General features: G+C 67.2%; 20 protein-coding genes. 14 read left to right on the forward strand and 6 right to left on the reverse strand.

What is annotated here, in order from left to right; translation table 11 throughout:
- The first annotated feature begins 60 nt into the window (after nt 1-60).
- Entirely contained in the window at nt 61-954 is an 894-nt protein-coding gene (locus OG921_RS25180; RefSeq protein WP_266115285.1) for a LysR substrate-binding domain-containing protein, read from the forward strand.
- A gap of 6 nt (nt 955-960) precedes the next feature.
- Here the strand turns inward: OG921_RS25180 and OG921_RS25185 are convergent, their stop codons facing one another.
- Both OG921_RS25185 and OG921_RS25190 read right to left on the reverse strand, forming a co-directional pair.
- A complete protein-coding gene (locus OG921_RS25185; protein WP_266115286.1) occupies nt 961-1,353 on the reverse strand; it encodes a universal stress protein in 393 nt (130 codons plus the stop codon).
- Entirely contained in the window at nt 1,350-2,330 is a 981-nt protein-coding gene (locus OG921_RS25190; protein WP_266115287.1) for a 2-hydroxyacid dehydrogenase, read from the reverse strand. The genes OG921_RS25185 and OG921_RS25190 overlap by 4 nt, the downstream gene beginning before the upstream one ends.
- 291 nt (nt 2,331-2,621) lie before the next feature.
- On the opposite strand from OG921_RS25190, the gene OG921_RS25195 reads away from it, so the two are divergent.
- The 9 genes from OG921_RS25195 (at nt 2,622) to OG921_RS25235 (ending at nt 11,955) form a co-directional block, all read left to right on the forward strand.
- A complete protein-coding gene (locus OG921_RS25195; RefSeq protein ID WP_266115288.1) occupies nt 2,622-4,211 on the forward strand; it encodes an ABC transporter substrate-binding protein in 1,590 nt (529 codons plus the stop codon).
- A gap of 60 nt (nt 4,212-4,271) precedes the next feature.
- Complete coding sequence (locus tag OG921_RS25200) at nt 4,272-5,198, forward strand: ABC transporter permease (RefSeq protein WP_266115289.1); 927 nt, start codon at nt 4,272-4,274, stop codon at nt 5,196-5,198.
- Nucleotides 5,199-5,206: 8 nt separating this feature from the next.
- The gene (locus OG921_RS25205; RefSeq protein WP_266115290.1) at nt 5,207-6,211 is read left to right on the forward strand and encodes an ABC transporter permease; all 1,005 of its coding nucleotides are present in this window, start codon (nt 5,207-5,209) and stop codon (nt 6,209-6,211) included.
- 11 nt (nt 6,212-6,222) lie between these two features.
- Nucleotides 6,223-7,248, forward strand: coding sequence for an ABC transporter ATP-binding protein (locus tag OG921_RS25210; protein ID WP_266115333.1), 1,026 nt, complete (start codon nt 6,223-6,225; stop codon nt 7,246-7,248).
- Nucleotides 7,238-8,284 (forward strand): ABC transporter ATP-binding protein, encoded by a 1,047-nt coding sequence (locus OG921_RS25215; protein ID WP_266115291.1) that lies wholly within the window; start codon nt 7,238-7,240, stop codon nt 8,282-8,284. Before OG921_RS25210 ends, OG921_RS25215 begins: the two co-directional genes overlap by 11 nt.
- Nucleotides 8,281-9,006: a sulfite exporter TauE/SafE family protein gene (locus tag OG921_RS25220; RefSeq protein ID WP_266115292.1), complete on the forward strand. Its 726-nt coding sequence runs from the start codon at nt 8,281-8,283 to the stop codon at nt 9,004-9,006. Before OG921_RS25215 ends, OG921_RS25220 begins: the two co-directional genes overlap by 4 nt.
- A 108-nt stretch (nt 9,007-9,114) precedes the next feature.
- The gene (gudD, locus tag OG921_RS25225; protein WP_266115293.1) at nt 9,115-10,464 is read left to right on the forward strand and encodes a glucarate dehydratase; all 1,350 of its coding nucleotides are present in this window, start codon (nt 9,115-9,117) and stop codon (nt 10,462-10,464) included.
- Nucleotides 10,461-11,426, forward strand: a complete 966-nt coding sequence (locus tag OG921_RS25230) for a 2-hydroxyacid dehydrogenase (protein WP_266115294.1) — start codon at nt 10,461-10,463, stop codon at nt 11,424-11,426. Before gudD ends, OG921_RS25230 begins: the two co-directional genes overlap by 4 nt.
- A 97-nt stretch (nt 11,427-11,523) precedes the next feature.
- Nucleotides 11,524-11,955, forward strand: coding sequence for a DoxX family protein (locus OG921_RS25235; RefSeq protein ID WP_266115295.1), 432 nt, complete (start codon nt 11,524-11,526; stop codon nt 11,953-11,955).
- A gap of 57 nt (nt 11,956-12,012) precedes the next feature.
- Here OG921_RS25235 and OG921_RS25240 read toward each other — a convergent pair whose 3' ends face one another.
- Nucleotides 12,013-13,089 (reverse strand): HNH endonuclease, encoded by a 1,077-nt coding sequence (locus tag OG921_RS25240; RefSeq protein WP_266115296.1) that lies wholly within the window; start codon nt 13,087-13,089, stop codon nt 12,013-12,015.
- An 18-nt stretch (nt 13,090-13,107) separates the two neighbouring features.
- Here OG921_RS25240 and OG921_RS25245 point away from each other — a divergent pair, with 18 nt between their 5' ends.
- The 4 genes from OG921_RS25245 to OG921_RS25260 all read left to right on the forward strand — a co-directional run bounded on the left by OG921_RS25245 (nt 13,108) and on the right by OG921_RS25260 (nt 18,576).
- Entirely contained in the window at nt 13,108-13,407 is a 300-nt protein-coding gene (locus OG921_RS25245; RefSeq protein WP_266115297.1) for a nucleoside triphosphate pyrophosphohydrolase, read from the forward strand.
- 23 nt (nt 13,408-13,430) lie between these two features.
- A complete protein-coding gene (locus OG921_RS25250; protein ID WP_266115298.1) occupies nt 13,431-15,011 on the forward strand; it encodes a Na+/H+ antiporter in 1,581 nt (526 codons plus the stop codon).
- 95 nt (nt 15,012-15,106) lie between these two features.
- The gene (locus OG921_RS25255) at nt 15,107-16,099 is read left to right on the forward strand and encodes a DoxX family membrane protein (RefSeq protein WP_266115299.1); all 993 of its coding nucleotides are present in this window, start codon (nt 15,107-15,109) and stop codon (nt 16,097-16,099) included.
- Between the two features lie 122 nt (nt 16,100-16,221).
- Entirely contained in the window at nt 16,222-18,576 is a 2,355-nt protein-coding gene (locus tag OG921_RS25260; RefSeq protein WP_266115300.1) for an ATP-binding domain-containing protein, read from the forward strand.
- Nucleotides 18,577-18,635: 59 nt separating this feature from the next.
- Here OG921_RS25260 and OG921_RS25265 read toward each other — a convergent pair whose 3' ends face one another.
- The 3 genes from OG921_RS25265 to uvrB all read right to left on the reverse strand — a co-directional run bounded on the left by OG921_RS25265 (nt 18,636) and on the right by uvrB (nt 23,159).
- Nucleotides 18,636-19,085: a universal stress protein gene (locus OG921_RS25265; protein WP_266115301.1), complete on the reverse strand. Its 450-nt coding sequence runs from the start codon at nt 19,083-19,085 to the stop codon at nt 18,636-18,638.
- 323 nt (nt 19,086-19,408) lie between these two features.
- Entirely contained in the window at nt 19,409-20,944 is a 1,536-nt protein-coding gene (locus tag OG921_RS25270; protein ID WP_266115302.1) for an acyl-CoA synthetase, read from the reverse strand.
- Between the two features lie 55 nt (nt 20,945-20,999).
- On the reverse strand, nt 21,000-23,159 hold the full coding sequence (gene uvrB, locus OG921_RS25275) for an excinuclease ABC subunit UvrB (RefSeq protein ID WP_266115303.1): 2,160 nt from the start codon (nt 23,157-23,159) through the stop codon (nt 21,000-21,002).
- Nucleotides 23,160-23,217 lie beyond the last annotated feature (58 nt).

Consider the following 23,217-nt stretch of genomic DNA (forward strand, 5'->3'; position numbering starts at 1 on the left):
GGCGATCTATGATGCATCGAGCGCCGTCGTAACGCGGCCCACGATGCAAGGGGTGGATCGATGTTCTCACTCGCCCGGCTCACCTGTTTCATCGCCGTAGCGGAGGAACTGCACTTCGGACGGGCGGCCGAACGCCTGCACATGACGCAGCCGCCGCTGAGCCGCCAGATTCAGCAGCTGGAGAGCGAGCTCGGCGTGCAGCTCATCGACAGGTCGAGCAGGTCCGTGGCGCTCACCGCGGCGGGCGCGGCCTTTCTGCCGGACGCCCGCCGCATCGTCAGCCTCGCCGAGAGCGCGGCCCTTACCGTGCGCCGGGTGCCGGCGGGCGATCTCGGCACGGTCGCAGTCGGATTCACCGGCGCCTCGGCGCACGCGGTCCTGCCGCGCCTGCTCGAAGCGGCGCGGGAGCGGATCCCGGACGTCAAGCTCGTGCTGCGTGAGATGGTGACCTCCCAGCAGATCGAGGCGCTGACCAACGGCGAACTCGATCTCGGGCTAATCCGACCAATCCTGCCCCGGCCGGGGATCTCGACCCGGCCGATCCATCACGAACGGCTCATCGCCGCACTCCCCCAGCAGCATCCGCTCGCAAGCGAAGAGCACCTCACCGTCGAGGATTTCGACGACCAACCGGTGGTGATGTACTCCCCCGTCGACGCGCGGTACTTCCACGAGTTGCTGATCAGCACCTTCACCATCGTCGGCGCCTCGCCGCGCTACGTGCAGTACGTCACCCAGGTGCACACGATGCTGGTGCTGGTGCGCTCCGGGCTCGGCATGGCGCTCGTGCCGGCGTCGGCCGAGACGATGAAACCGGAAGGTGTGACCTTCCGGCAGGTCACCGCGGTGCGCGACCGGCCGGTGCAGATGAACGCGGCGTGGCGCAGCGACAATAGCAACCCTGCGCTACATCGGATGATGAAAGACGTACTACCGCAGCGGGAATGGATCTGATCCGGCTCAGCGCAGGCGCAGCGGCGGCTTCACGGCCGTGACCGGACAGTGCGCATCGAGCAGGACCTGCTGGGTCATGCTGCCGAGCAGCAGCTTGCCGACCGGCGAGCGCCGGCGCATGCCGACCACCAACAGGTCGACACCCGCCTCGTAGGAGGCGTCGATGAGGTTGTCGGCGTGCGAGCGGTCCGGCACGTTCTCCGCGATCCGCCAGGACACCTCGCCCGCCTCGGCCATCGCCTGCGCCTCCCGCATAGCGGCCTCGAAGTCGGGTCCCGATGCGCTGTCGCCGTCCGCTATCACCACGAGATCGGTTGCGCGCATGCTGGCCTCGGCGAACCCGAAGGCGAGCGCGCCACGGCCCTCCGGGCTGGGCGAGTAGCTGAGTACAACAGTCATCGGACGGCCTCCGGAACCTGCACGACCGGCGTGACGAGCGTTCCGGACGACAGGAATTCATCGAGATTGGACAGGGTGAGCGCCTCCATTGCGGCACGCGTCTCGACGGTACCGCTGCCCACGTGCGGCAGCAGCACGACGTTGTCGAGGCCCAGCAGCCGCTCGGGCACGTTCGGCTCGTCGGCGAACACGTCCAGCCCGGCGCCGGCGAGCCCGCCGGAAAACAGGAGGTCGACCAATGCTTCCTCGTCGACGACGCTGCCGCGGGCGATGTTGACCAGATACCCGCGCGGACCGAGCGCCTCGAGCGCGACGCGGTCGACCAGACGCGCGCTTGCGGGCCCGCCCGCGGCCGCGACGACGAGCACGTCCACCCCACCCGCTAGCTCGACCACCGAGTTCGCATAGCGGTATGGCGAATCGGGAACGCGGCGCCGGTTGTGGTAGGCGATCTCACAGCCGAAACCGTTCAGCCGCTGCGCAATTGCGCGACCGATCCGGCCGAGCCCGACGATCCCGACGCGGGCGCCACTGACCTTGCGGGTCAGCGGAAAGTTACCCTGCGACGTCCAGTTACCGGCACGGACGTACCGGTCGGCAGCGCTGAACCCGCGCAGCGTGTCGATGATCAGCCCCACCGCGGTGTCGGCAACGCAGTCCGACAGCACGTCGGGAGTGTTGCTGACACCGATTCCCCGCTGCGCGGCGAACTCGACATCGGTTGTGTCGTAACCGACGCCAAAATTGACCACCGCGCCGAGGTTCGAAAGTGCGATCATCAGCTCTCGGTCGACGCCGGTGCGGCCGGACGTGACCACGACACGTATCGAATCCCCGTGCGTGGCAAGAAAACTCGACCGAGTCGCGTTCGTCGGCAGCGCGTGTGCGCCGTAGTCTCGGCTGAGCGTATCGGCGAGCGAAGGCTTCAGCGGGCCGACCTGGAGCACTACCGAGTTCGCGTTCGGTGATAAGGGCATGTCACGACGCTACGGCGGCTCGCAATTACGTGTCCAACACGCAAATAACATGGACTAATACCCAAACGGTATTGTCGGCCCGCTGTTCCATCCAGTAAGACCATTCTTGCAGTTCAGAGCGCTGCATGGCCCTGGCGAAGCCGCCATTCCGCGCGGTTTCGCCCGATTTGGCGCGTTGACGGCGTTCCGGGGCCACTCATAGCGTGTGGCTACCGTCACAGCGAAGCAGCGGAACCGGCTCACTTCACACCGTGCAACGCATCCGGATTTCTCATCGCCTGGAGGACCTCAATGACAGCAGCAGGCAAGACGCGGAGCCCGCACCGGCGAACCGCCGCCCGGGCCGCGACAGCCGTCGCGGCGCTCACTTTTTCGGTAGCGACGACCGCCTGCTCGGTGGCCAACTCGAACCACTCCGACGCCGCGAGCCCCGACACGCTGCGCATCGTGCTGCCCCAGGAGCCGCCGTCGTTGGAACCGTGCGACGGCTCACTGACCGCTACCGGCGTAGTGGTGCGCTCCAACATCACCGAGCCGCTGATCGAACGCAACCCGACGTCCGGCGACCTCGAACCCAAGCTCGCAGACACGTGGCAGCAGACCTCGCCGACGCAGTGGACGCTGAACCTGCATCCGGGCATCCGGTTCAGCGACGGCACGCCGTTCGAGGCCGCCGACGCCGCCTTCTCCATCGATCGAACCGTCAACTCGGACCTCTCCTGCGACGTCGACGGCTACGTCTTCGGCGACGACGCGGTCACCGCCACAGCGGTGGACCCGAGCACGGTCGTGGTCGAGACGCAGAGCCCCGACCCGATCATGCCGATGCGACTCTCGTTCATCGAGGTCGTGCCCCGCACGACGTCGATGACCGACCGCACCCGCAAACCGATCGGCACCGGCCCGTACAAGTTCGACTACTGGGACGCCGGCCAGAAGCTGTCCGTGGTGCGCAACGACGACTATTGGGGCGAGGAGCCCGAGTACTCCCGCGCGATCTACCAGTGGCGCAGCGAGGGCAGTGTCCGCGCGTCGATGGTGGTCAACGGCGAGGCCGAACTGGCCACCTCGCTCGGCCCCGAGGACGGTGCGGGCGATCTCGGTGTGTCATACGCGAACAACGAGACGACCGCGCTTCGCATGCACGGCTCCGCCGCGCCACTGAACGACTACCGGGTGCGCGAGGCGATCGATCTGGCGATCAACCGTGCGGGCATCGTCAAGGCCCTGTTCCGTGGGGAGGGCGACCCCGCGGCCCAACTGGTCGGACAGAGCATCATCGGTTACAACGACGCGCTCCAGCCCACCCCATACGACCCGGAACAAGCCGCGCAACTTGTCGCGGCGGCCAAGGCCGACGGAGTCCCGGTCGACCGGCAGATTCGCCTGATCGCACGCACCGGCCAGTTCCCGAAGATCAACGAGACCGTCGAAGTGATCCAACACTCCCTGAGCGAGGCGGGACTCAGTGTGAAGATCGAAATGATGGATACTGCAGGACAATTGCAGTACCAGGTGCGGCCGTTCCCCGGCGGAGACACGCCGACGATGGTGCTGATCCAGCACGGTAACCAGGCCGGCGACGCGCAGTTCACGGTGGATCAGTACATGCGCAGCGACGGCTACCAGAGCGCGTTCGGTACTGCCGCGTTCGACGCGGAGATCGACAGCGCCGAGACGCAGACCGGCGCGGCCCGGCAGGACGCGTTCGCCAAACTGCTCGCCGACGAACCCGGCGCCGTCCGGCAGTTCGCCTACATCGCACACATGAACGGTGTGCTCGCCGAAGCCGCGAGCGTGCACTACCAGCCCAACTCCGCGACCGGCGACGAAATGCGCCTCGCCGAGATGACCCACGCCGACCCAGCCACCAACGGCTGATCGAGAACCCTCAGAAGCCCCGAGGGCTTCGCCCTTATCAGTCCACCGGAGGGCCCGCACATGTTGACCTACCTTCGCAAGCGCGTCGTCACCAGCCTGTTACCGCTGCTGGTCGTGTTGTTCGGCGTGTTCTTCCTCGCCCGCCTCACGGGTGATCCGACCAACCTCTACCTCCCCGTCTCCGCGACCCCGGACCAGCGCGCCGAGTTCGCCGCCGAACACGGTCTCGACCAGCCAGTGCTGAAGCAGATGGTCGACTACCTTTGGGGGATACTGCATCTCGACTTCGGCGAGTCGCTGCGCACCGGCGAATCCGCCGCGGACATGGCACTTCGGGCCTTCCCCGCAACCCTGCAACTGGCGTTCTGCACCATGCTGCTCGCCATCCTCGGCGCCGTGACCATCGGCTGCTGGGCCGCCTATCGACCGAACTCACTTGCCGACCGGGCAGCCAGCCTGCTGTCGATGACCGCAGCCAGCATCCCGGACTTCTGGTTCGCCATCATGGGAATCTGGATCTTCGCGGTCACACTCGGCTGGCTGCCCACCTCCGGCACGAGCAGTCCGCTGGCCTGGGTGCTACCGATCGCGACTCTGCTCATCCGTCCGCTGGGCGTACTCACCCAGGTGGTCCGCGGCGCAATGGTTTCCGCGCTTTCGGCGCCCTACGTCCGGCTGGCCCGCAGCAAGGGCGCCGGTGATCTGCGGGTGGTCACGCACCACGCCCTGCGCAATGCGTCGGCCCCGTCGCTGACCGTCGCGGGCGACCTCGCGGTCGGACTCATCAACGGCGCCGTGGTGGTCGAGGTGATCTTCGGTTGGCCCGGTATCGGAAAGCTGATGATCGACTCGATCCTGCAGCGGGACTTTGCGGTACTGCAGGCCTGCGTGCTGCTGACCGCGATCAGCATCTTCATCCTCAACATTTTCATCGACGCGTGCTACGCGCTGCTCGACGCCCGGGTCCGCGAAACGGCAAAGGTCTAGGAGCCATCATGTCCATCGACGCCATTCCGCATACCGACGACCGGGTTGCCGAACTCGAATTCGTTGCCGACGAAACGCACCCGCCCGTCTCGCCACCCAGGAGCAAGGTTTCGCTGTGGCGGATGCTGCTGCGCGACCGGATGGCCACCGTCGCCGCCGTCATCCTCGTCTTCGTCGCGCTGGTCGCGATATTCGGGCCGGCGCTCGTCGGCGGTGCCGCGACCGAACAGAACCTCGACGAGTCGACGCTGCCCCCGTTCAACCTCGACACCGGCTGGATGAACATCCTGGGGACGGATCCGTTGGGACGCAGCATGCTTGCCCGCCTGGTGGTGGCCTGCCGCACCACGCTCGAGGTGGCACTGCCCGCCGTCGCGCTGTCCTGCCTCATCGGGTCGGTCATCGGGATGTGGGCCGGCTACCACCGCGGGCGCCGCGAGACGATCGCGATGCGGATCGCCGACGTGATCATGAGCTTCCCCTCATTGCTGCTCGCCGTCGTCGTGCTCTACGTCTTCGCGCCGAGCGTGGCGAACATCGTGCTGATCCTGGCCATCACCCGCATCCCGGTGTACCTGCGCACCGCTCGCGCCGAATCCGCCGAGTTGCAGAGTCGGCTGTTCGTCGACGCCGCGCGCACATTCGGCGCCCGCAGCACGGCGATCATTCGCAGGCACGTGTTCCCGATCCTGCTCCCGACCCTGCTCACCGTCGCGACCCTCGACTTCTGTTACGTGATGCTCGCCGAGTCCTCGCTGAGCTTCCTCGGCATCGGCATCCAGCCGCCCGAGATCAGCTGGGGGCTCATGGTGGCGCAGGGCCGCACCTACCTGCAGACCGCATGGTGGCTGGCGTTCTTCCCCGGCCTGGCCATCGTGATCACGACGGTGTCCGCAACGATCCTCGCCGCCTGGGCACGGATCGCGACCGACCCCGGCCAGCGCTGGCGCCTTACGGTGCCGCGTTCGCGCCGCTCCCGTTTCTTCCCCACCCGAAAGGTGGTCGTCAAGTGAGCGCACCGACCATGACACCCGAATCCGAGGCCATCGACACCGGCCGCACCGCCCTCGACGTCTCCGGTCTGACCGTGGACCTGCGGACGCCGTCCGGAGTCCTCCGAGCCGTCGACAACGTCAGCTTCACCGCGCGCCGCGGCGAAACCCTCGCGCTCCTCGGTGAATCCGGTTGCGGCAAATCGATGACCGCACAAGCGATCGTCGGTCTGCTCGAACCGATCGCCGACATCACCGACGGCAGCATCGAAATCACCTCGGGTGACCGGGATCCCGTCGACCTCGTCACCGCGAGCGGTAGGACTCGTCGCGCCCTCGCGTCCACCGAGTTGGCGATCGTGTTCCAGGACGCGCTCACCGCACTCAACCCGGTATACCCGGTCGGCAAGCAGCTCGCCGAGCCATTCCGCATCCATCGCAAGATGTCGGCGAAAAAGGCTCGCCAAGAAGCGATTTCACTCATGCGCCGGGTGGGCATCCCGGAGCCGGAGGCGCGGATCGACTCCTATCCGCACCAGTTCTCCGGCGGCATGCGCCAGCGTCTGCTGATCGCGATGGCCGTCGCCCTCAGTCCGAGCGTGCTACTCGCCGACGAACCGACCACGGCGCTGGACGTGACCGTGCAGGCGCAGATCATGACGCTACTGCGCGATCTGCGCGCCGAACGGGACATGGCGGTCGTGCTGATCACCCACGACCTCGCGCTCGTCGCCGAGGAAGCCGACCGGGTGGCGATCATGTACGCGGGCAACGTCGTGGAGACCGGCCTGGTCGAGGAAGTCTTCGCCAACCCCAAGCATCCGTACACGAAGGGCCTGCTCGACTCCGTGCCGGTGCATGCCGCCCGCGGCGAAGACCTCAAATCGATCGGCGGTACACCGCCGGACCTGCATTCGATCCCGTCCGGCTGCGTGTACCAGGCGCGTTGCCCGCTCGTCCAAGACATCTGCCGACAAACCCGTCCGGCACTCGAAACCGTTGCGGCCGGACGCAAGTCGGCCTGCCATTTTGCCGAGGAGGTTTCCGATGTCCGATAAGGTACTCGAGGTTCGCGGACTCACCAAGACGTTCAAGGTGCCCGCGAACAGCGAAGGGCACAACCAGTTGCGCGCACTCGACGGAATCGACCTCGATCTGTCCCGTGGCGAGACGCTCGGGTTGGTCGGCGAATCAGGCTGCGGCAAATCCACTCTCGCGCGGACGCTGATGATGCTCGGCCGCCCCGACTCGGGCACCGTGCGCTGGGGCGGGGCCGGGGCCGGGGCGAGCGAAGCGACGGGGAAGATGGCCGACCCGTTCACCATGAAGGGCAAGGAGCTGCTGGCCCTGCGCCGCAAGGTGCAGATGGTATTTCAGGATCCGTACGCATCGCTGAACTCCCGGATGACGGCCGGCGATATCATCGCCGAGCCGTGGCGCACCCACAAGGATCTGTTCCGCAGCCGCCGCGACCGGGGCGCCCGAGTGCGGGAACTGCTGCATCTGGTCGGCCTGCGCCCCAGCGACGAGCACCGCTACCCGCAGGAGTTCTCCGGCGGGCAGCGCCAACGTCTCGGCATCGCGAGGGCGCTGGCGCTCAACCCGAGCGTGATCATCTGCGACGAGCCGGTGTCCGCGCTCGACCTGTCCGTGCAGGCGCAGGTACTGAATCTGCTCAACGACCTGCAGCAGCAGCTCGGGCTTTCCTACATCTTCATCTCCCACGACCTGTCCGTGGTGCGGCACGTCGCCGACCGGGTGGCGGTGATGTACCTCGGCAGGATCGTCGAGACCGGCTCCACCGAAGCCGTTTTCGACACACCGGCGCATCCCTACACCGAGGCGTTGATGTCCGCCGCGCCGAAACTCGCCGCCGAAGCGCGGGCGGCCCGGATCATCCTGGAGGGCGAGGTGCCCTCCCCGCTGAATCCGCCGTCCGGCTGCCGGTTCCGCACCAGATGCCGCCACGCCACCGACGTGTGCGCGACCGCTGCGCCGCCCACGATCGTCGGCGCAGGCGGTATGTCGCATATCGCGGAGTGCTATCACCCGCGCGGATCGGTCGGCCTCGGCATGCCGGCAATGGCCGGGTGAGCGTCGCCGCCTTCACCGTCATCGCAGTCGCCGTGTTCGGCGCAGCGTGCATGCAGGCTTCGATCGGCTTCGGCATGGGTATGCTCGCCGCCCCGATCGTCGCACTTATCGATCCTGGCCTGCTGCCCGGCACGCTGATCATGTCCGCAACGGTGGTCACTGCCCTCGTCCTCGCCCGGGAACGCGGAAGTGTCGACCTGACCGGCACCGGTTGGGCCCTCGCCGGGCGAGTACCGGGAACAGTTCTCGGCGCCATGTTGCTCGTGGTCGTGCCCGAACGAGGCCTTGCGCTTATCCTCGCCGGGGTAGTGCTCGGCGGTGTGGTGTTCGCATCCTTCGGGTGGGCGCCGCTGCCGCGGCGGCGCAACATGGCGATGGCCGGCGCCGCGTCCGGATTGCTCGGGACCGCAACCTCGATCGGCGGTCCGCCCATGGCGCTGATGATGCAGCATTCGACCGGGACCCGCCTACGCAGCAACATGAGCGCGTTCTTCCTGGTGGGCTCGCTGCTCTCGCTGGTGGTGCTCACCGCGACCGGTTCGCTGCATCGAAATACCGCGATCGCGTTTTTGTGGCTGATTCCGGCCACGGTGGCCGGCTATGCCGCGTCCCGTTTCGTCAACCGCGTGATGGACGCGAAGCGACTGCGGACGACGTCGATCGCGGTGTCCTCCTTCGGTGCCCTGCTGCTGATCGGGCAGCAGATCGTCGCGCTCGCCTGATACAGAAGCTGCACTGATCAATGCCCTAACAGTCTTGGACGTGCATCAATCCCGCCCGTAGCGTTGTTGTGAGCCGGGGCACGGAGCCGCAGAGGAGACCACACCCCCATGATCGAAACACGCACTCCCACCGTCACCGATTTGCGCGTCGTCCCCATCGCGGGCCACGACAGCATGCTGCTCAACCTGTCCGGTGCGCACGCGCCCTACTTCACCCGGAACCTGGTGATCCTCACCGATTCCACGGGCCATGTCGGCGTCGGCGAGGTGCCCGGCGGCGAGCCGATCCGCCGCACGCTCGAGGATGCACGAGGACTTGTCACCGGTCGCACAATCGGCGAGTACCACGCCGTCCTCGCTCAGATGCGCAGCGTTTTCGGCGACCGGGACGCGGCTGGGCGCGGTAACCAGACGTTCGATCTGCGGGTGACGATCCACGCCGTCACCGCCGTCGAGGCGGCCCTGCTCGACCTGCTCGGGCAACATCTCGAGGTGCCCGTTGCCGCCCTGCTCGGCGACGGGAAACAACGGGATCGGGTGCAGGCACTCGGTTATTTGTTCTTCGTCGGCGATCGGACCAAGACCTCGCTCGATTACCGCTCCCCCGCCGACGAGCCTGCGGACGCGGACGACTGGATGCGCGTGCGTCATCAGGAGGCGCTCACCCCGGACGCGGTCGTGGTACTGGCCGAGGCCGCGCATGCCAGGTACGGGTTCGCCGACTTCAAGCTCAAGGGCGGTGTCCTCGCGCCGGCCGAGGAGGCGGCTGCGGTCACCGCACTCGCCGAGCGCTTCCCCGACGCCCGAATCACGCTGGACCCCAACGGCGGGTGGCTGCTGTCCGAGGCGATCGAGACCTGCCGCGGGCTACGCGACGTGCTCGCGTATGCGGAAGATCCGGTCGGCCCGGAGGGCGGTTTCTCCGGTCGCGAGGTGATGAGCGAATTCAAGCGCGCCACCGGCCTGCCCACCGCGACGAACATGATCGCCACCGACTGGCGAGAACTCGGCCACACCATTCGCTCCGGCGCGGTAGATATTCCGCTCGCCGATCCGCACTTCTGGACGATGGCCGGCTCGGTGCGTGTCGCTCAGCTGTGCGACGCGTGGGGGCTCACCTGGGGATCGCACTCCAATAACCACTTCGACGTCTCGCTCGCGATGTTCACCCAGGTGGCAGCAGCAGCACCGGGCGATATCACCGCGATCGACACACACTGGATCTGGCAGGACGGGCAGCGAATCACCAAGCAGCCGTACCAAATTCGGGACGGCTACCTCGACGTGCCCGCCGCGCCGGGGCTCGGTGTCGAGCTGGACATGGACCGCGTCGAGGCAGCCCATGAGCTGTATCTGCGCGAGGGACTCGGCGCGCGCGACGATGCCATCGGAATGCAGTTCCTCGTCCCGAATTGGACCTTCGACAGCAAGCGTCCGGCGCTGGTCCGCAACCGATGAAGATCGTCGTCGGTGACCGCAATCTCCTTCCGCACCGCGTCCTGTTCGAGTCGCTGTTGCCCGCGGGCAGCGAAGTCAGATGGCTGCCGGACGGTAACGAGCTGGCCGACGCGGATGTCTATGTGGGCGGCCGGTTCACTGCGGCGCAGGCGCAAGCCGCGCCCAAACTACGCCTCGTGCACGTGGCCGGTGCCGGGACGGACAAGGTCGAGTTCGCGGCGCTCGGTCCGGACACGGTGGTGGCCAACACGTTCCACCACGAGAACTCGATTGCCGAATACATCGTCGCTGCGGCGGTGATGATGCGTCGCGGCTTCCTCGCCCAGGATCGCGCGCTGCGCACCGACCGCTGGGCAAGTTCGGTTTACGACGACACCCTCGCTCAACCGCGGTCGCTGGGGGGCGCCAAGGTCGGGTTCGTCGGCTACGGCCACATCGGCCGGCGAGCCTGGGAGCTGCTGCGCGCGTTCGGCGCCGAAGGGCGGGCGGTGACCGGCCGCGGGAACGTCGACGCGGCATCGCACGGACTGTCATGGGCCGAGGACAATTCGGCGCTGACGCGGCTGCTGCGCGAAGTCGATCTGGTTGTGGTCTCGGCCCCGCTGACCGAGTCGACGCGCGGGATGATCGGCGCCGACCAACTGAACGCGCTCGGCGGCGACGGCGTGCTCATCAACGTGGGCCGCGGACCTCTGGTCGATGAGCAGGCGTTGTACGAGGCGCTCACCGACCGCACGATCGCGGGCGCGGCCATCGACGTCTGGTACTCGTACCCCGGAGACGAGGGCCGCGGTGCGCCGAGCGCGTTCCCGTTCGCCGACTTGCCGAACGTGCTGATGACCCCGCACTCCTCGGGCGTCACCGGTGACACCTTCGTCGGCCGGGTGCACGACATCGCCGAGAACATCGGGCGCCTCGACCGCGGCGAGCCGCTGTTGCGGATCGTCGATGGGACCCGCTGAAAACTTCTTGTCGCCCGCTGTCGAAATCACCGGGCGCCCGTTCGACGCGTAGGTGAAGGGCCGGAAATACCGGCCGCGGAGCCCACAGGAGAACGCCATGACCGCCACCATCTCCACCTCGATTCCCGCCGTCACCGTCGCCTCCGTCTCGCCGCGCGCCCGCCGCGCGGGCCGCATCATCGGCGGCCTGCTCGGCGCCTTCCTGACCGTCGACGCGGTAACGCATATCGCGCTCATCGATCCGGTGCGCGAATCGTTTGCCGAACTCGGCCTTGGCACGCAGTACGGACCGGTGATCGGGATCGTGATGCTGGCCTGCCTCGCGCTGTACGCGGTCCCGCGCACCGCGGTGCTGGGTGCGGTCCTGCTCACCGGATACTTCGGCGGTGCGGTGGCCGTGAACATGGTTGCCGACAAGCCCATTGTGGGCACGGTGCTCTTCCCCATCTACGTTGCGATCGCCGTCTGGGCCGCGCTATGGCTGCGCGACGCGCGGGTGCGCGAGCTGTTCGCTCAGCTCTACCGGTAGAGATTCGACGAAGGCGGGGCGCTCACCTTGGGCGCCCCGCTACTCGGCTGCAATCACTCAGCCGACGTAGTCGATGCCTTTGGGCACGAATCCTCGGTCCAGGCCGATGATCCGGCCGACACCGAGCCACGTCGGCGAGTTGTTGGGCGTGCTCAGATACAGACCGCGTGCAGCGGCGACGGTGCGGTCGAACTGTGTCGGCCACTCGATCGCTGCGGCAATATTCTCGAGCGCCGGTCGGTCGCGGCCGAGTGCGCGTTCGGCGTGTTCGACGGCGGGCAACAGCTGCGACTTGCTGGAATTGCATCGGCCGCAGGCTAGTACCAGGTTTGCGAGGCCATCGATGCCAACCCGTGACCACGGCAACACGTGATCGACAGGATTGTCATTGCCGAGCGCGGCGTCGCAGTAGAAGCACCGTGCGCCGAACACCTCCTTCAACGCCAGGCGGGCCGGGCCGAGGGAGATGCGCTGCCGGCCGAACAAATGGCCCGCGACGTCGGGAACATCTTCGTCGAGAAACCGATTCATTCGTCGCACGTCCTCGACCCAGAGGATTTCCAGAGTCGGCTTCAGCAAGCCCGACAATTGCGCAAGGCCCGCGGCGACACCCGGTCGGAGCACGATCTGGTTTCCATGCGCGGCAATCACTCTCGGCCCGACGCCGGAATGCATCCACGAGTCGTCGTAGAGGAAGGTTTCCGACGCCGAACCTGCCGCACCGGGCAGGCGTTGCAACCGATACAACGGCTGCTGCACCAGGGTGAGCACGACCTCGGCCCGCGCAGCCTCGTATACCGCGTGCGGCGCTTGTGCTCGACCAAGCGGGTACGAGACATCGCCGACCACCGCCCGCACCGATTCGACCGCGGCGAGAATACGAGCCCGCGATCCGGTGCTCTGCCGCAGCGCTCGTCCGTCGAACGGCCGCACCTGCCGCCAGTAGATTTCGATGACTCGATCCGCGAGATCGTCGAGCGGAACCGCGATCTCCGCTGTCGGATCGGTGGGCACGTTCTCCACGCAATGGTCGACGAGCGCCGACAGTGTGGCGAGCTTGTATGTGGCTGTGCGCACCCCCGTCTCCAGGATCGCCACAACGCGCTGCCCGAGCGCAAGCGGATCGGTGTCCACCTCCGTAACGTACCGAGGGTGGGCAAGCTCGTACGCGACCGCATTCCGGAACTTATCCGCGCCGACGGACGGACGCCGAGTGTCCGCACCCTCGACGCGGACGATTATCTTGCGGCACTGCTCGACAAACTGGTCGAAGAAGCGACCGAATTGCGTGCAGCGCCACCGGCCCAGCGGGTCGAAGAACTCGCGGACGTGCACGAAGTGCTCGCCGCGATTCTCATCCACCTCGATATCGACATGTCGGGCGTGATCGCCGTCGCGGACGAAAAGCGAGCCGACCGAGGCGCATTCGACGACCGGATCTGGCTGGACTGACCCAGGCGGAGCAGGAGGCCCCGATGGACCAACTCGTGCTGCTGCTCGCGCTGATGTTCGGCGCGTTGATCGCGGTGCCGCTCGGCGATCGGCTCGGGCTGCCGTCTCCGATTCTGGTCACCGTGCTCGGTGTCGTCCTCGCCGCGCTGCCGTTCGTCCCCGATGTCTCGCTGAATCCCGACTACATCCTGCCCCTCGTGCTACCCCCGCTGCTCTACGCCGCCGTGCAGCGCACGTCGTGGCGGCAGTTCGCGACGCACTGGAAACCGATCGTGCTGCTCGCGGTCGCGCTGGTGTTCGCGACGGCCGCCGCGGTGGCCGCAGTCGCGCACGCGATCGTCCCCGGTATGACCATCGCTGCCGCGGTGGCGCTCGGCGCACTGGTCGCGCCGCCCGACCCGGTGGCCGTGAGCGCCGTGGCCGGTTCGCTCAACCTGCCGCGACGGATGGTGTCGATTCTCGAAGGCGAGGGACTGTTCAACGACGTCACCGCGATCGTGCTGTACAACATCGCGATCGCAGCCGCGGTAAGCGGACAGTATTCGCGCGGAACCGCGGTGCGCGACTTCGCGCTGTCCGCCGTCGTCGCCCTCGCGGTCGGAGTTGCCATCGGCTGGTTCGGGTCCCGGATGATGCGCCTGCTCAATGACGCCACCCTCCGGGTCGGCATGAGCCTGCTCGTACCGTTCGCGAGCTATGCGGTGGCGGACCACTATTCGGGATCCGGAGTGCTTGCCGTGCTGGTCACCGCCCTGTACCTCGCGGAATCGGGGGCGGACGCCGACGATATCGAGGGCCGGTTGACCGGCGCGGCGTTTTGGCAGGTGATCGACACGCTGGTTACCGGCGTCGCCTTCGGACTCGTCGGACTCGAACTCATCAACGTCTTCGGCACCGCCGCCGAGAATCTCGGACAGATGCTCGGCTGGGGACTGGCCATCACCGGTGTCGTGATCGGGGTTCGGCTGGCGTGGTTGCTGCCCGCCGCGTGGCTCGCGCGCCACACGCGATGGGATGCCGAAGCCGAGATTCCCGGCTCGGTGCGGGAGACCGTGGTGATGTGGTGGGCCGGTATGCGTGGCGTCGCGTCGGTCGCACTGGCCCTGGCCATTCCGTTCCAAGTGGACAGCGGCGCACCGTTTCCGGATCGCGAGGTCATCATCTTCATTGCCTTCACCGTGATCATGACCACCCTCGTGCTGCAGGGAATGACCCTGCCGTGGCTGATCCGCATCCTGGGCGTCGGCGCCGACACCGCGATCGAGCGCGAACTGGAGCACGAACTCGCGCACGCAGCATCCACCGCGGCGCGCGAACGGCTCGAACTTCTTGCCGAACGCGAAGACGTGCCGGACGAGGTGCTCGACCGGCTCATGCGCCGCACGGTCGACCTCGGGATGCGGATCAGCCCCGATCTCGCCGACGAGGAACGCCGGGAGGCCGCCGCCCAGCGCCTGGAACGGTTGGCGGCCTTCCGGCGAATCCAGGCCGAGATGATGTCGGCCGCACGCGGTGCGGTGCTCGCCAAGCGCAATCAGCCGGGCGTCGATCCCGAGGTGGTCGACCGGGTACTGCACCAGCTCGACGTACGCAGCCCGCGTTGAGGTGATCCCACGCCGAGCGGCGCGTGTGTTTCGGATCCGACACGCCGGGAATCCCGGGGCTAGCCGTGTACGTTTGCCGAGGAGGTTGCATCGCAATGTTGATCCGCCGTATCGCACGCCCGCTGCTCGCAACGACGTTCGTCGTTGGAGGGATCGACGCATTGCGCAATCCGCAGGGCCGGGCATCAGCAGCCGCCCCGCTTGTTGCCAAGGGCGAGGAGACGCTGCCCAGCGAGGTGACCGCGAAGGTACCGACCGATCCGGTAACACTGGTCCGGATCAACGGCGCGGTGCAGGTCGGCAGTGGGGTGCTGCTGGCGTTCGGGAAGGCGCCTCGACTGGCCTCACTGGCACTCGCGGCAACCGTTCTCCCGACCACTGTCACCGAACAGGATTTCTGGAACGAGAGCGATCCCCAGACGAAGGTCACCAAGCGCACCGAGTTTCTCAAGAACCTCAGCCTGCTCGGCGGTGTGATGATCGCGGCGGTCGACACCGAGGGCAAGCCCTCGCTGGGCTGGCGTGGCCGCCGCGCCGCGCGACGCGCCTCGGGCAAGGTGTCCGCAGCCCTGCCCATCGGGGCCGCCGCGGGCGCATCGACGGCCGTGCAGCTGCGGCACGGCGCGCATTTGGCCGCCGAGCGCGGCAAGGAAGTCGCCGAGGTGGCGGCCGAGCGCGGCTCGGACATCGCCGAGCTTGCGCGTGACCACGGACCCGACCTCGCCGCTGCCGCGCGGGAACGCGGCACCGAACTCGCCTCCATCGCTCGCAAACGCGGCGCCGAACTGGCCGAGATCGCCAAGGAGCGCGGGCCGGAGCTGGCTGAGAGCGCCCGGGACTCCAAACTGGCCGAACTCGCCCGTGAGCGCGGCGCCGAACTGGCCGAGGCGGCGCAGAAGCGCGGCAGCAAACTGGCCGACGCCGCGGAGAAGCGCGGCAGCAAGCTCGCCGACGCCGCGGAAAAGCGCGGCAACAAGCTCGCCGACGCCGCGGAAAAGCGCGGCAGCAAGCTGGTGGTCGCGGCCCGCGACCGTGGCAGCGAGCTGGCCGACACCGCACAGCACAGGGCAGCGAAGCTGCGCTCCTGACCGCAGCGAGCGCCGGTCAGCGGGGCCTGCGCGGCCCCGCTGATCTGCGACTTCGGCACAACCTCGGAAAGCGCATTAGACTCCCTTGAGCATTTTTCGAGCGAATTTCCGAGGAGTCTTTGTTGCCCGAAGACGTCGCTGAGCAGGACGCATCGCGTTCGGCCCATCAAATCGACCACGAGCAGCAGTACGTGTCGACGCTTTACACGCGTCTGGACGCGATGCGCGAGTACGCCAACACGCGGTTGAACAGGGTGCTGCTGGAAAGCGGCGGCACCCCGCAGGCACGCTCGGAACGCGAATCGTTCTCGCAGATGTACTCCGAGGACCTCGCCAAATATGACGCGGCCGAGAACGGGTTGTGCTTCGGCCGGATCGACCTCGACGACGAAACGCCGCGTTACGTCGGTCGCATCGGCATCCTCGACGAGGACAACGACTTCGATACGCTGCTGCTCGACTGGCGCGCACCGATGGCACGGCCGTTCTACTTGGCCACCACCGCCGCGCCCGACGGCGTCACCCGGCGTCGGCACATTCGCACCCGCAGCCGGCGGGTGACCGCGGTGAACGACGAGTACCTCGACCTCGATACCGCACGGGCCGAGGGCGCGGTCACCGACAGTGGTGGCGTCGGCGCCGAAAGCGCGCTGCTGGCCGCGCTGAACGCCGCCCGCACGGGCCACATGAACGACATTGTCGAAACAATTCAGAGCGAGCAGGACACCATCATCCGGTCCGAGCACAAGAGTGTGCTCGTCGTCCAGGGTGGGCCCGGCACCGGTAAAACCGCCGTCGCACTGCATCGCGCCGCGTTCCTGCTCTACACCTACCGCCAGCAGCTCGCGAAGTCCGGTGTGCTGATCGTCGGGCCGAACAAGACGTTCCTCGACTACATCGGCCAGGTGTTGCCCTCCCTCGGCGAGACCGGCGTGCTGCTGTCCACGATCGGCGACCTGTATCCCGGCGTGCGCGCCGAGCTGACCGACAGCCTGCGCGCGGGCGAGATCAAGGGCTCGCTGCGCATGCTCGACGTGCTCAAGAATGCGGTGCGGGACCTGCAGAAACTACCGGAGCAGGCACTCACCCTGACCTTCGACAGCTACACGGTGTCGATCGACCGCAAGATCGTCACGCGGGCCCGCGGCCGGGCCAGGTCGTCACGCCGGCCGCACAACCTCGCGCGGCCGATCTTCGTCTCCGCCGTGGTGGACGCGCTCACCGAGCAGGTTGTCGAGACGCTCGGCGCAAACGTCGTCGGCGGCACCAATCTGCTCAGCAAGGAGGACGTCGCCGATATCCGCGACGAGCTCCGCTCGGATCAGGGGGTGCAGCGCGTGATCGCCGGGCTGTGGCCGGAGCTCACGCCGCAGCAGGTGCTCACCGGATTGCTCACCTCACCGGACCGGCTGGCCGTGGCGGCCGCACAGTTCGACGCCGGGGAACGCGCCGCGTTGCTTCGCGAGCCCGATGCGCGCGCGTTCAGCCCCGCCGATGCCCCGCTGCTCGACGAGCTGGCCGAATTGCTGGGCGTCGACGACGCCGCCGATCGGGAACGGGCCCGCCGTCGCTGGCGCGCCCAGATCGAGGATGCGCAGGGCGCGCTCGATATCCTCACCGGGTCCGCGCCGCAGGACATCGAGGACGACCTCGATCCCGAGATCCTGATGGCCTACGACCTGATCGACGCGAGCCAGCTCGCCGAACGCCAGGACGTTCGAAACCAGCAGACAACGGCGGAACGCGCGGCCGGCGATCGCACCTGGACCTACGGGCACGTCATCGTGGATGAGGCACAGGAACTTTCCGAAATGGCGTGGCGAATGGTGATGCGCCGCATCCCGAATCGCTGGGTGACCGCCGTCGGTGACGTTGCCCAAACCGGTGACCCGGCCGGGGCGTCGTCCTGGCAGGAGATCCTCGAGCCCTACGTCGCGCAGCGGTGGAAGCTGACCGAGTTGACGGTCAACTACCGCACGCCCGCCGAGATCATGGCAGTTGCGCACGACGTGCTGCGCGCGATCGACCCGACCGCCACCGAACCCCGTTCGGTTCGCGAATCCGGCTGGGTGCCTTGGTCTCTCGCGGTACCGGCCGAAGAGCTGACGGCGGTCGTGGAGAAGTGCGTGGCCGGCGAGACCGGCCCTGGCACCACGGCGGTGATCGTGCCGCGGGAGTTCCTCGCGGAGGTGGAGCACCTGACATCCGACCGCGTGAAGGTCAGCACGGTTCGGGAGGTGAAGGGCCTGGAGTTCGATGCGGTGTTCATCGCCGAACCGCACCGGATCCTCGCGGAGTCGCCGCGCGGTATGAACGATCTCTACGTCGCGCTCACCCGTGCGACCCAGCGCCTCGGCGTCGTGCACTCCGCACCGTTGCCCGAGGTGCTGCGGGGACTGGACGAGCGAAACGACGTCCCCGAGAACACCGACGAGCGAAGCGACCTACCGGAACCGCAGTTGCGCGTCGCCGGCTGACGCCGCATTCAGAACCGGCCGGCGACGTCTGGACGTCGCCGGCCGATCGCGAATCTCGACTAGACCGTGTGCACGATCAGGACGTCGACTCTCGCCTTGCGCGCGGCGTCCAAGGGCACCGATCCGAGCAGCCGTCCGGCGAGCGAGTTCAGCCCCTTGTTGCCGATGACGAGCAGGTCACCGTCGACCTCCTGAAGCAGCGCCAGCAGCGAGTCGACCGGAGCGCCGACGATTGGCCGCTCGACGATGTTCGTCGCCCCGACCGCTTTCGCCCGCTCGCGCGCCGTGCGCAGGATCTCGTCCGTCGGCGCCGAGCCGTGCACCTGGTACGCCTCGTCCTTCAGGACGTCCGCTGCCGAGCCGAGGTCACGCTCATCGGTCGGGTAGTACGCACAGGCGATGACGAGTCGCGCCGATTCGTCGCGCGACAGCCCAGCGGCCTTCTCCACGGCCTTGTACGACGAATTGGATCCGTCCGTGCCAACGACAATGGTCCGGTACGCGCTCATAAACGATCCCTCCCACACGTTCGACGGTCGACGCCACGGGCGTCCACCGGGACCGACGCCGCTCGGCGCCGGTCGGTAACTCGCTGTCGGTCTTGCTGAACACTATCGGGCGCCAAGCCCGCCGAGGCGGATTTGGGACGCAACGCATAATGCCTCAGTGCTTGTGGGGCGCTCCGCAGGCTCCACGCCGTTGCTTGTGGGGCGCTCCGCAGGCTCCACGCCGTTGCTTGTGGGGCGCTCCGCAGCTCCACGCCGTTGCTTGTGGGGCGCTCCGCAGGCTCCACGCCGTTGCTTGTGGGGCGCTCCGCAGGCTCCGCCGGGCCTTAGTTGGCTCCGAGCAGTTCCTCGCGCAACTTGCCCTTCACCAATTTGCCGGTCGGCGTGCGCGGCAACGTCTCGGCGAAGTGGAACTCCTTCGGCACCTTGTAGTGCGCGATCCGCTCACGCGCGAACGCGCGCAGTTCCTCGGCGAGGTCGGTATCGGCGACCACGTCGGGCGCGACCTGCACCACCGCGACGACCCGCTCGCCCAGGTCCTCGTCGGGCATGCCGAGTACCGCGATGTCGAGCACCTTCGGGTGCAGGCTGAACAGATCCTCAACTTCCTGCGGGTAGATGTTCACCCCGCCGGAGATGACCATGAAGGCCTTGCGATCGGTCAGGTAGAGGTACCCCTCCTCGTCGAGGTAGCCGAGATCGCCGACCGTCGTCCAGGTCTCGTGTTCGGGGTGGCGAGTGGCAGCGGACTTGGCCGCATCGTTGTGGTACTCGAAACCCTTGCCCTCGCGCTCGAAGTAGATCGTGCCGATCTCCCCCGCGGGAAGCTCGGCACCGTCGTCATCGCAGACCCGGATCACGCCGAGCAGTGCGGTGCCGACGCTGCCCGGGTGGGTGAGCCAGCGCTCGGAGTCGATGAAGGTCGCGCCGTTGGCTTCGGTGCTCGCGTAGTACTCGTTGATGATCGGGCCGAACCAGTCGATCATCCGCTGCTTGACCTCGACCGGACACGGCGCGGCCGCGTGCACGACGACCCGAAGCGAGCTGACGTCGTAGCTGTTGCGCACGTCTTCGGGCAGCTTCAGCATGCGGACGAACATCGTCGGCACCATCTGGGTGTGTGTGATTCGGTATTTGTCGATCGCGGCGAGCGCGCGCTGTGCGTCGAAGTTCTCCATCATCACCAGCGTGCCGCCGAGCGCGTGCACAACGCCGCCGAAACGCAGCGGCGCCGCGTGGTATACCGGCGCCGGCGAGAGGTATACCGAGTCGGTGTCGAAGCCGTACAGCCCGCCGAAGATCGTCACGTACGGGTAGCCCGGCTCGTCGACGGCGAATTCGGGCAGGGGGAGCTTGATCCCCTTGGGTCGACCCGTTGTTCCCGAGGAGTACAACAGGTCTTCGCCGTGCGGCTGTTCGGGCAGCGGCTCCGCCGAAGCGCCCGCGAGGGCGGCGCCGTAATCGCCGTAGCCGTCGACCGCACCGCCGAACGCGAGGCGGACCGAGGCGGCATCGACATCGGTCATCGCCTCGACGAGGGCACGCTTGGCCGCCGACACGACCAGCGCCCGGGCGCCACAGTCGGCCACGATGTAGGCAGCCTCTGCGGGGGCGAGATTGTGGTTCACCGCGGTGATGTAGAGGCCCGAACGCAGTGCGGCCCAATAAACTTCGTAAGTCTCGAGTCGGTTGTCCGACAGCAGCGCGACGACATCGCCCGTGCGCAGTCCCTGGTCGTGGAGATAGCGGGAGAGCCGAATGCTTCGCTCGTCGAGTTCGGCGTATGTCAACGTCGCGCCCGACCCCGCCATGATCATCGCCGGCTTGTCCGGAGTCTTCGCCGCCCAGGTTCCTGGATACATGTGAGCCTCATCTCCTTTGCGAGTGCTCGCACACTACTACAGAACGAACGCTCGGTTAACTGAGTCCCGCGGCATCCATCCCGCGCAGTTCCTTCTTCAGGTCGGCGATCTCGTCACGCAGCCGACCGGCAAGCTCGAACTGCAGCTCACGCGCGGCATTCATCATCTGATCGGTGAGTTCCTTCACCAGATCGGCCAGCTCGGCGCGCGGCATCGACTTCAGGTCACGCCCCTCGTAGATGCCTGCGCTGACCGCGCGCCCCGGCTCGCCCTGCGCCCGCCGACCGCGGCTGGCATTGCGGCCTGAACCGCCGACCTCCACCTCGTCGGCTTCCCGGTAGACCTGGTCGAGGATGTCGGCGATCTTCTTGCGCAACGGCGTCGGGTCGATGCCGTTGGCTTCGTTGTAGGCAACCTGCTTTTCCCGACGCCGTTCGGTCTCGTCGATGGCGAACCGCATCGAGTCGGTCATCTTGTCGGCGTACATATGCACCTCGCCGGACACGTTGCGTGCCGCGCGGCCAATCGTCTGGATGAGGCTGGTGCTGCTGCGCAGGAAGCCTTCCTTGTCCGCGTCGAGAATCGCCACCAAGGAGACCTCGGGCAGGTCGAGGCCCTCACGCAGCAAGTTGATGCCGACGAGCACGTCGTACTCGCCGAGCCGAAGCTGACGCAGCAGCTCCACCCGGCGCAGGGTGTCGATCTCCGAATGCAGATAGCGCACCCGGATACCCAGGCCGAGCAGGTAGTCGGTGAGGTCCTCGGACATCTTCTTGGTCAGCGTGGTGACGAGTACCCGCTCGTCACGTTCGGCCCGTGCCCTGATCTCGTGCACGAGGTCGTCGATCTGCCCCTTAGTGGGTTTGACGACGACCTTCGGGTCGACCAACCCGGTCGGCCGGATCACCTGCTCGACGAATTCCCCACCGGCCTGGCCGAGTTCGTATCCCCCCGGCGTCGCGGACAGGTACACCGTCTGCCCGATCCGGTCGGCGAACTCCTCCCAGGTCAGCGGGCGGTTGTCGACCGCGCTCGGCAACCGGAACCCGAATTCCACGAGGTTGCGCTTGCGCGACATGTCGCCCTCGTACATGCCACCGATCTGCGGCACGGTCACATGCGACTCGTCGATGACGAGGAGGAAATCGTCCGGGAAGTAGTCGATCAGCGTGGCGGGTGCCGAACCGGCCGGGCGGCCGTCGATATGCCGCGAATAGTTCTCGATACCGGAGCAGAAGCCGACCTGCCGGATCATTTCGAGGTCGTACTGCGTCCGCATTCGCAGGCGCTGCGCCTCCAGCAACTTGCCGTGTTTTTCGAGATCGGCGAGCCGCTCCTCCAGCTCGGCCTCGATATCGCGGACCGCACGTTCCATCCGCTCCGGCCCCGCGACGTAGTGGGTGGCCGGGAAGATGCGGAGCATGTCGACCTGGCGGACCACCTCGCCGGTCAATGGATGGAGATAGTAGAGCGCCTCGATCTCGTCGCCGAAGAACTCGATCCGGACCGCGAGTTCCTCGTAGGACGGAATGATCTCGACGGTGTCGCCACGCACCCGGAACGAGCCGCGCGTGAACGCCATGTCGTTGCGCGTGTACTGCACGTCGACGAGCAGCCGCAGTAACGCGTCACGATCCACCTCGGTGCCGACCTCGAGCTGCACCGAACGGTCGAGGTAGGACTGCGGGGTGCCGAGACCGTAAATGCAGGACACCGATGCGACCACGACGACATCGCGGCGGGACAGCAGATTGGACGTCGCGGAGTGCCGCAGCCGCTCCACATCGTCGTTGATCGAGCTGTCCTTCTCGATGTAGGTGTCGGTCTGCGCGATGTAGGCCTCGGGTTGGTAGTAGTCGTAATAGGAGACGAAGTACTCGACCGCGTTGTTGGGCAGCATCTCGCGAAGTTCGTTCGCCAGCTGCGCGGCGAGTGTCTTGTTCGGCGCCATCACCAGCGTTGGGCGCTGCACCCGTTCGATCAGCCAAGCCGTGGTGGCCGACTTGCCGGTGCCGGTGGCGCCCAGCAGGACGATGTCCTTCTCGCCGGCTTTGAGCCGCCGTTCGAGGGCGTCGATCGCGTCCGGCTGATCACCGGCCGGTTGATGCTCGCTGACCACCTCGAAGCGGGCGTCGGCCCGTTCGATGTCACCCACCGGGCGGAACTCCGAATGGGCGCGTGGGGCATCCGCCGGATACTCGGTCGCAAAAGCCATGTCACCAGGGTAGGTTGCCGCACCGACATGCATCCGGTCGTCGTCGACCGGGTAGCTT

Origin of the sequence: Aldersonia sp. NBC_00410 (assembly GCF_026342035.1) — a bacterium.
Taxonomy (GTDB): Bacteria; Actinomycetota; Actinomycetes; order Mycobacteriales; family Mycobacteriaceae; genus Aldersonia.

Excerpts from the sequence above, each read along its gene's own strand:
- OG921_RS25195 (WP_266115288.1), top strand. The coding sequence starts at position 2,622 with ATGACAGCAGCAGGCAAGACGCGGAGCCCGCACCGGCGAACCGCCGCC.
- OG921_RS25230 (WP_266115294.1), top strand. The coding sequence starts at position 10,461 with ATGAAGATCGTCGTCGGTGACCGCAATCTCCTTCCGCACCGCGTCCTG.
- OG921_RS25255 (WP_266115299.1), top strand. The coding sequence starts at position 15,107 with ATGTTGATCCGCCGTATCGCACGCCCGCTGCTCGCAACGACGTTCGTC.
- OG921_RS25190 (WP_266115287.1), bottom strand. The coding sequence starts at position 2,330 with ATGCCCTTATCACCGAACGCGAACTCGGTAGTGCTCCAGGTCGGCCCG.
- OG921_RS25265 (WP_266115301.1), bottom strand. The coding sequence starts at position 19,085 with ATGAGCGCGTACCGGACCATTGTCGTTGGCACGGACGGATCCAATTCG.
- OG921_RS25215 (WP_266115291.1), top strand. The coding sequence starts at position 7,238 with ATGTCCGATAAGGTACTCGAGGTTCGCGGACTCACCAAGACGTTCAAG.
- OG921_RS25180 (WP_266115285.1), top strand. The coding sequence starts at position 61 with ATGTTCTCACTCGCCCGGCTCACCTGTTTCATCGCCGTAGCGGAGGAA.
- gudD (WP_266115293.1), top strand. The coding sequence starts at position 9,115 with ATGATCGAAACACGCACTCCCACCGTCACCGATTTGCGCGTCGTCCCC.
- OG921_RS25210 (WP_266115333.1), top strand. The coding sequence starts at position 6,223 with ATGACACCCGAATCCGAGGCCATCGACACCGGCCGCACCGCCCTCGAC.
- uvrB (WP_266115303.1), bottom strand. The coding sequence starts at position 23,159 with ATGGCTTTTGCGACCGAGTATCCGGCGGATGCCCCACGCGCCCATTCG.
- OG921_RS25185 (WP_266115286.1), bottom strand. The coding sequence starts at position 1,353 with ATGACTGTTGTACTCAGCTACTCGCCCAGCCCGGAGGGCCGTGGCGCG.
- OG921_RS25250 (WP_266115298.1), top strand. The coding sequence starts at position 13,431 with ATGGACCAACTCGTGCTGCTGCTCGCGCTGATGTTCGGCGCGTTGATC.
- OG921_RS25205 (WP_266115290.1), top strand. The coding sequence starts at position 5,207 with ATGTCCATCGACGCCATTCCGCATACCGACGACCGGGTTGCCGAACTC.
- OG921_RS25200 (WP_266115289.1), top strand. The coding sequence starts at position 4,272 with ATGTTGACCTACCTTCGCAAGCGCGTCGTCACCAGCCTGTTACCGCTG.
- OG921_RS25270 (WP_266115302.1), bottom strand. The coding sequence starts at position 20,944 with ATGTATCCAGGAACCTGGGCGGCGAAGACTCCGGACAAGCCGGCGATG.
- OG921_RS25235 (WP_266115295.1), top strand. The coding sequence starts at position 11,524 with ATGACCGCCACCATCTCCACCTCGATTCCCGCCGTCACCGTCGCCTCC.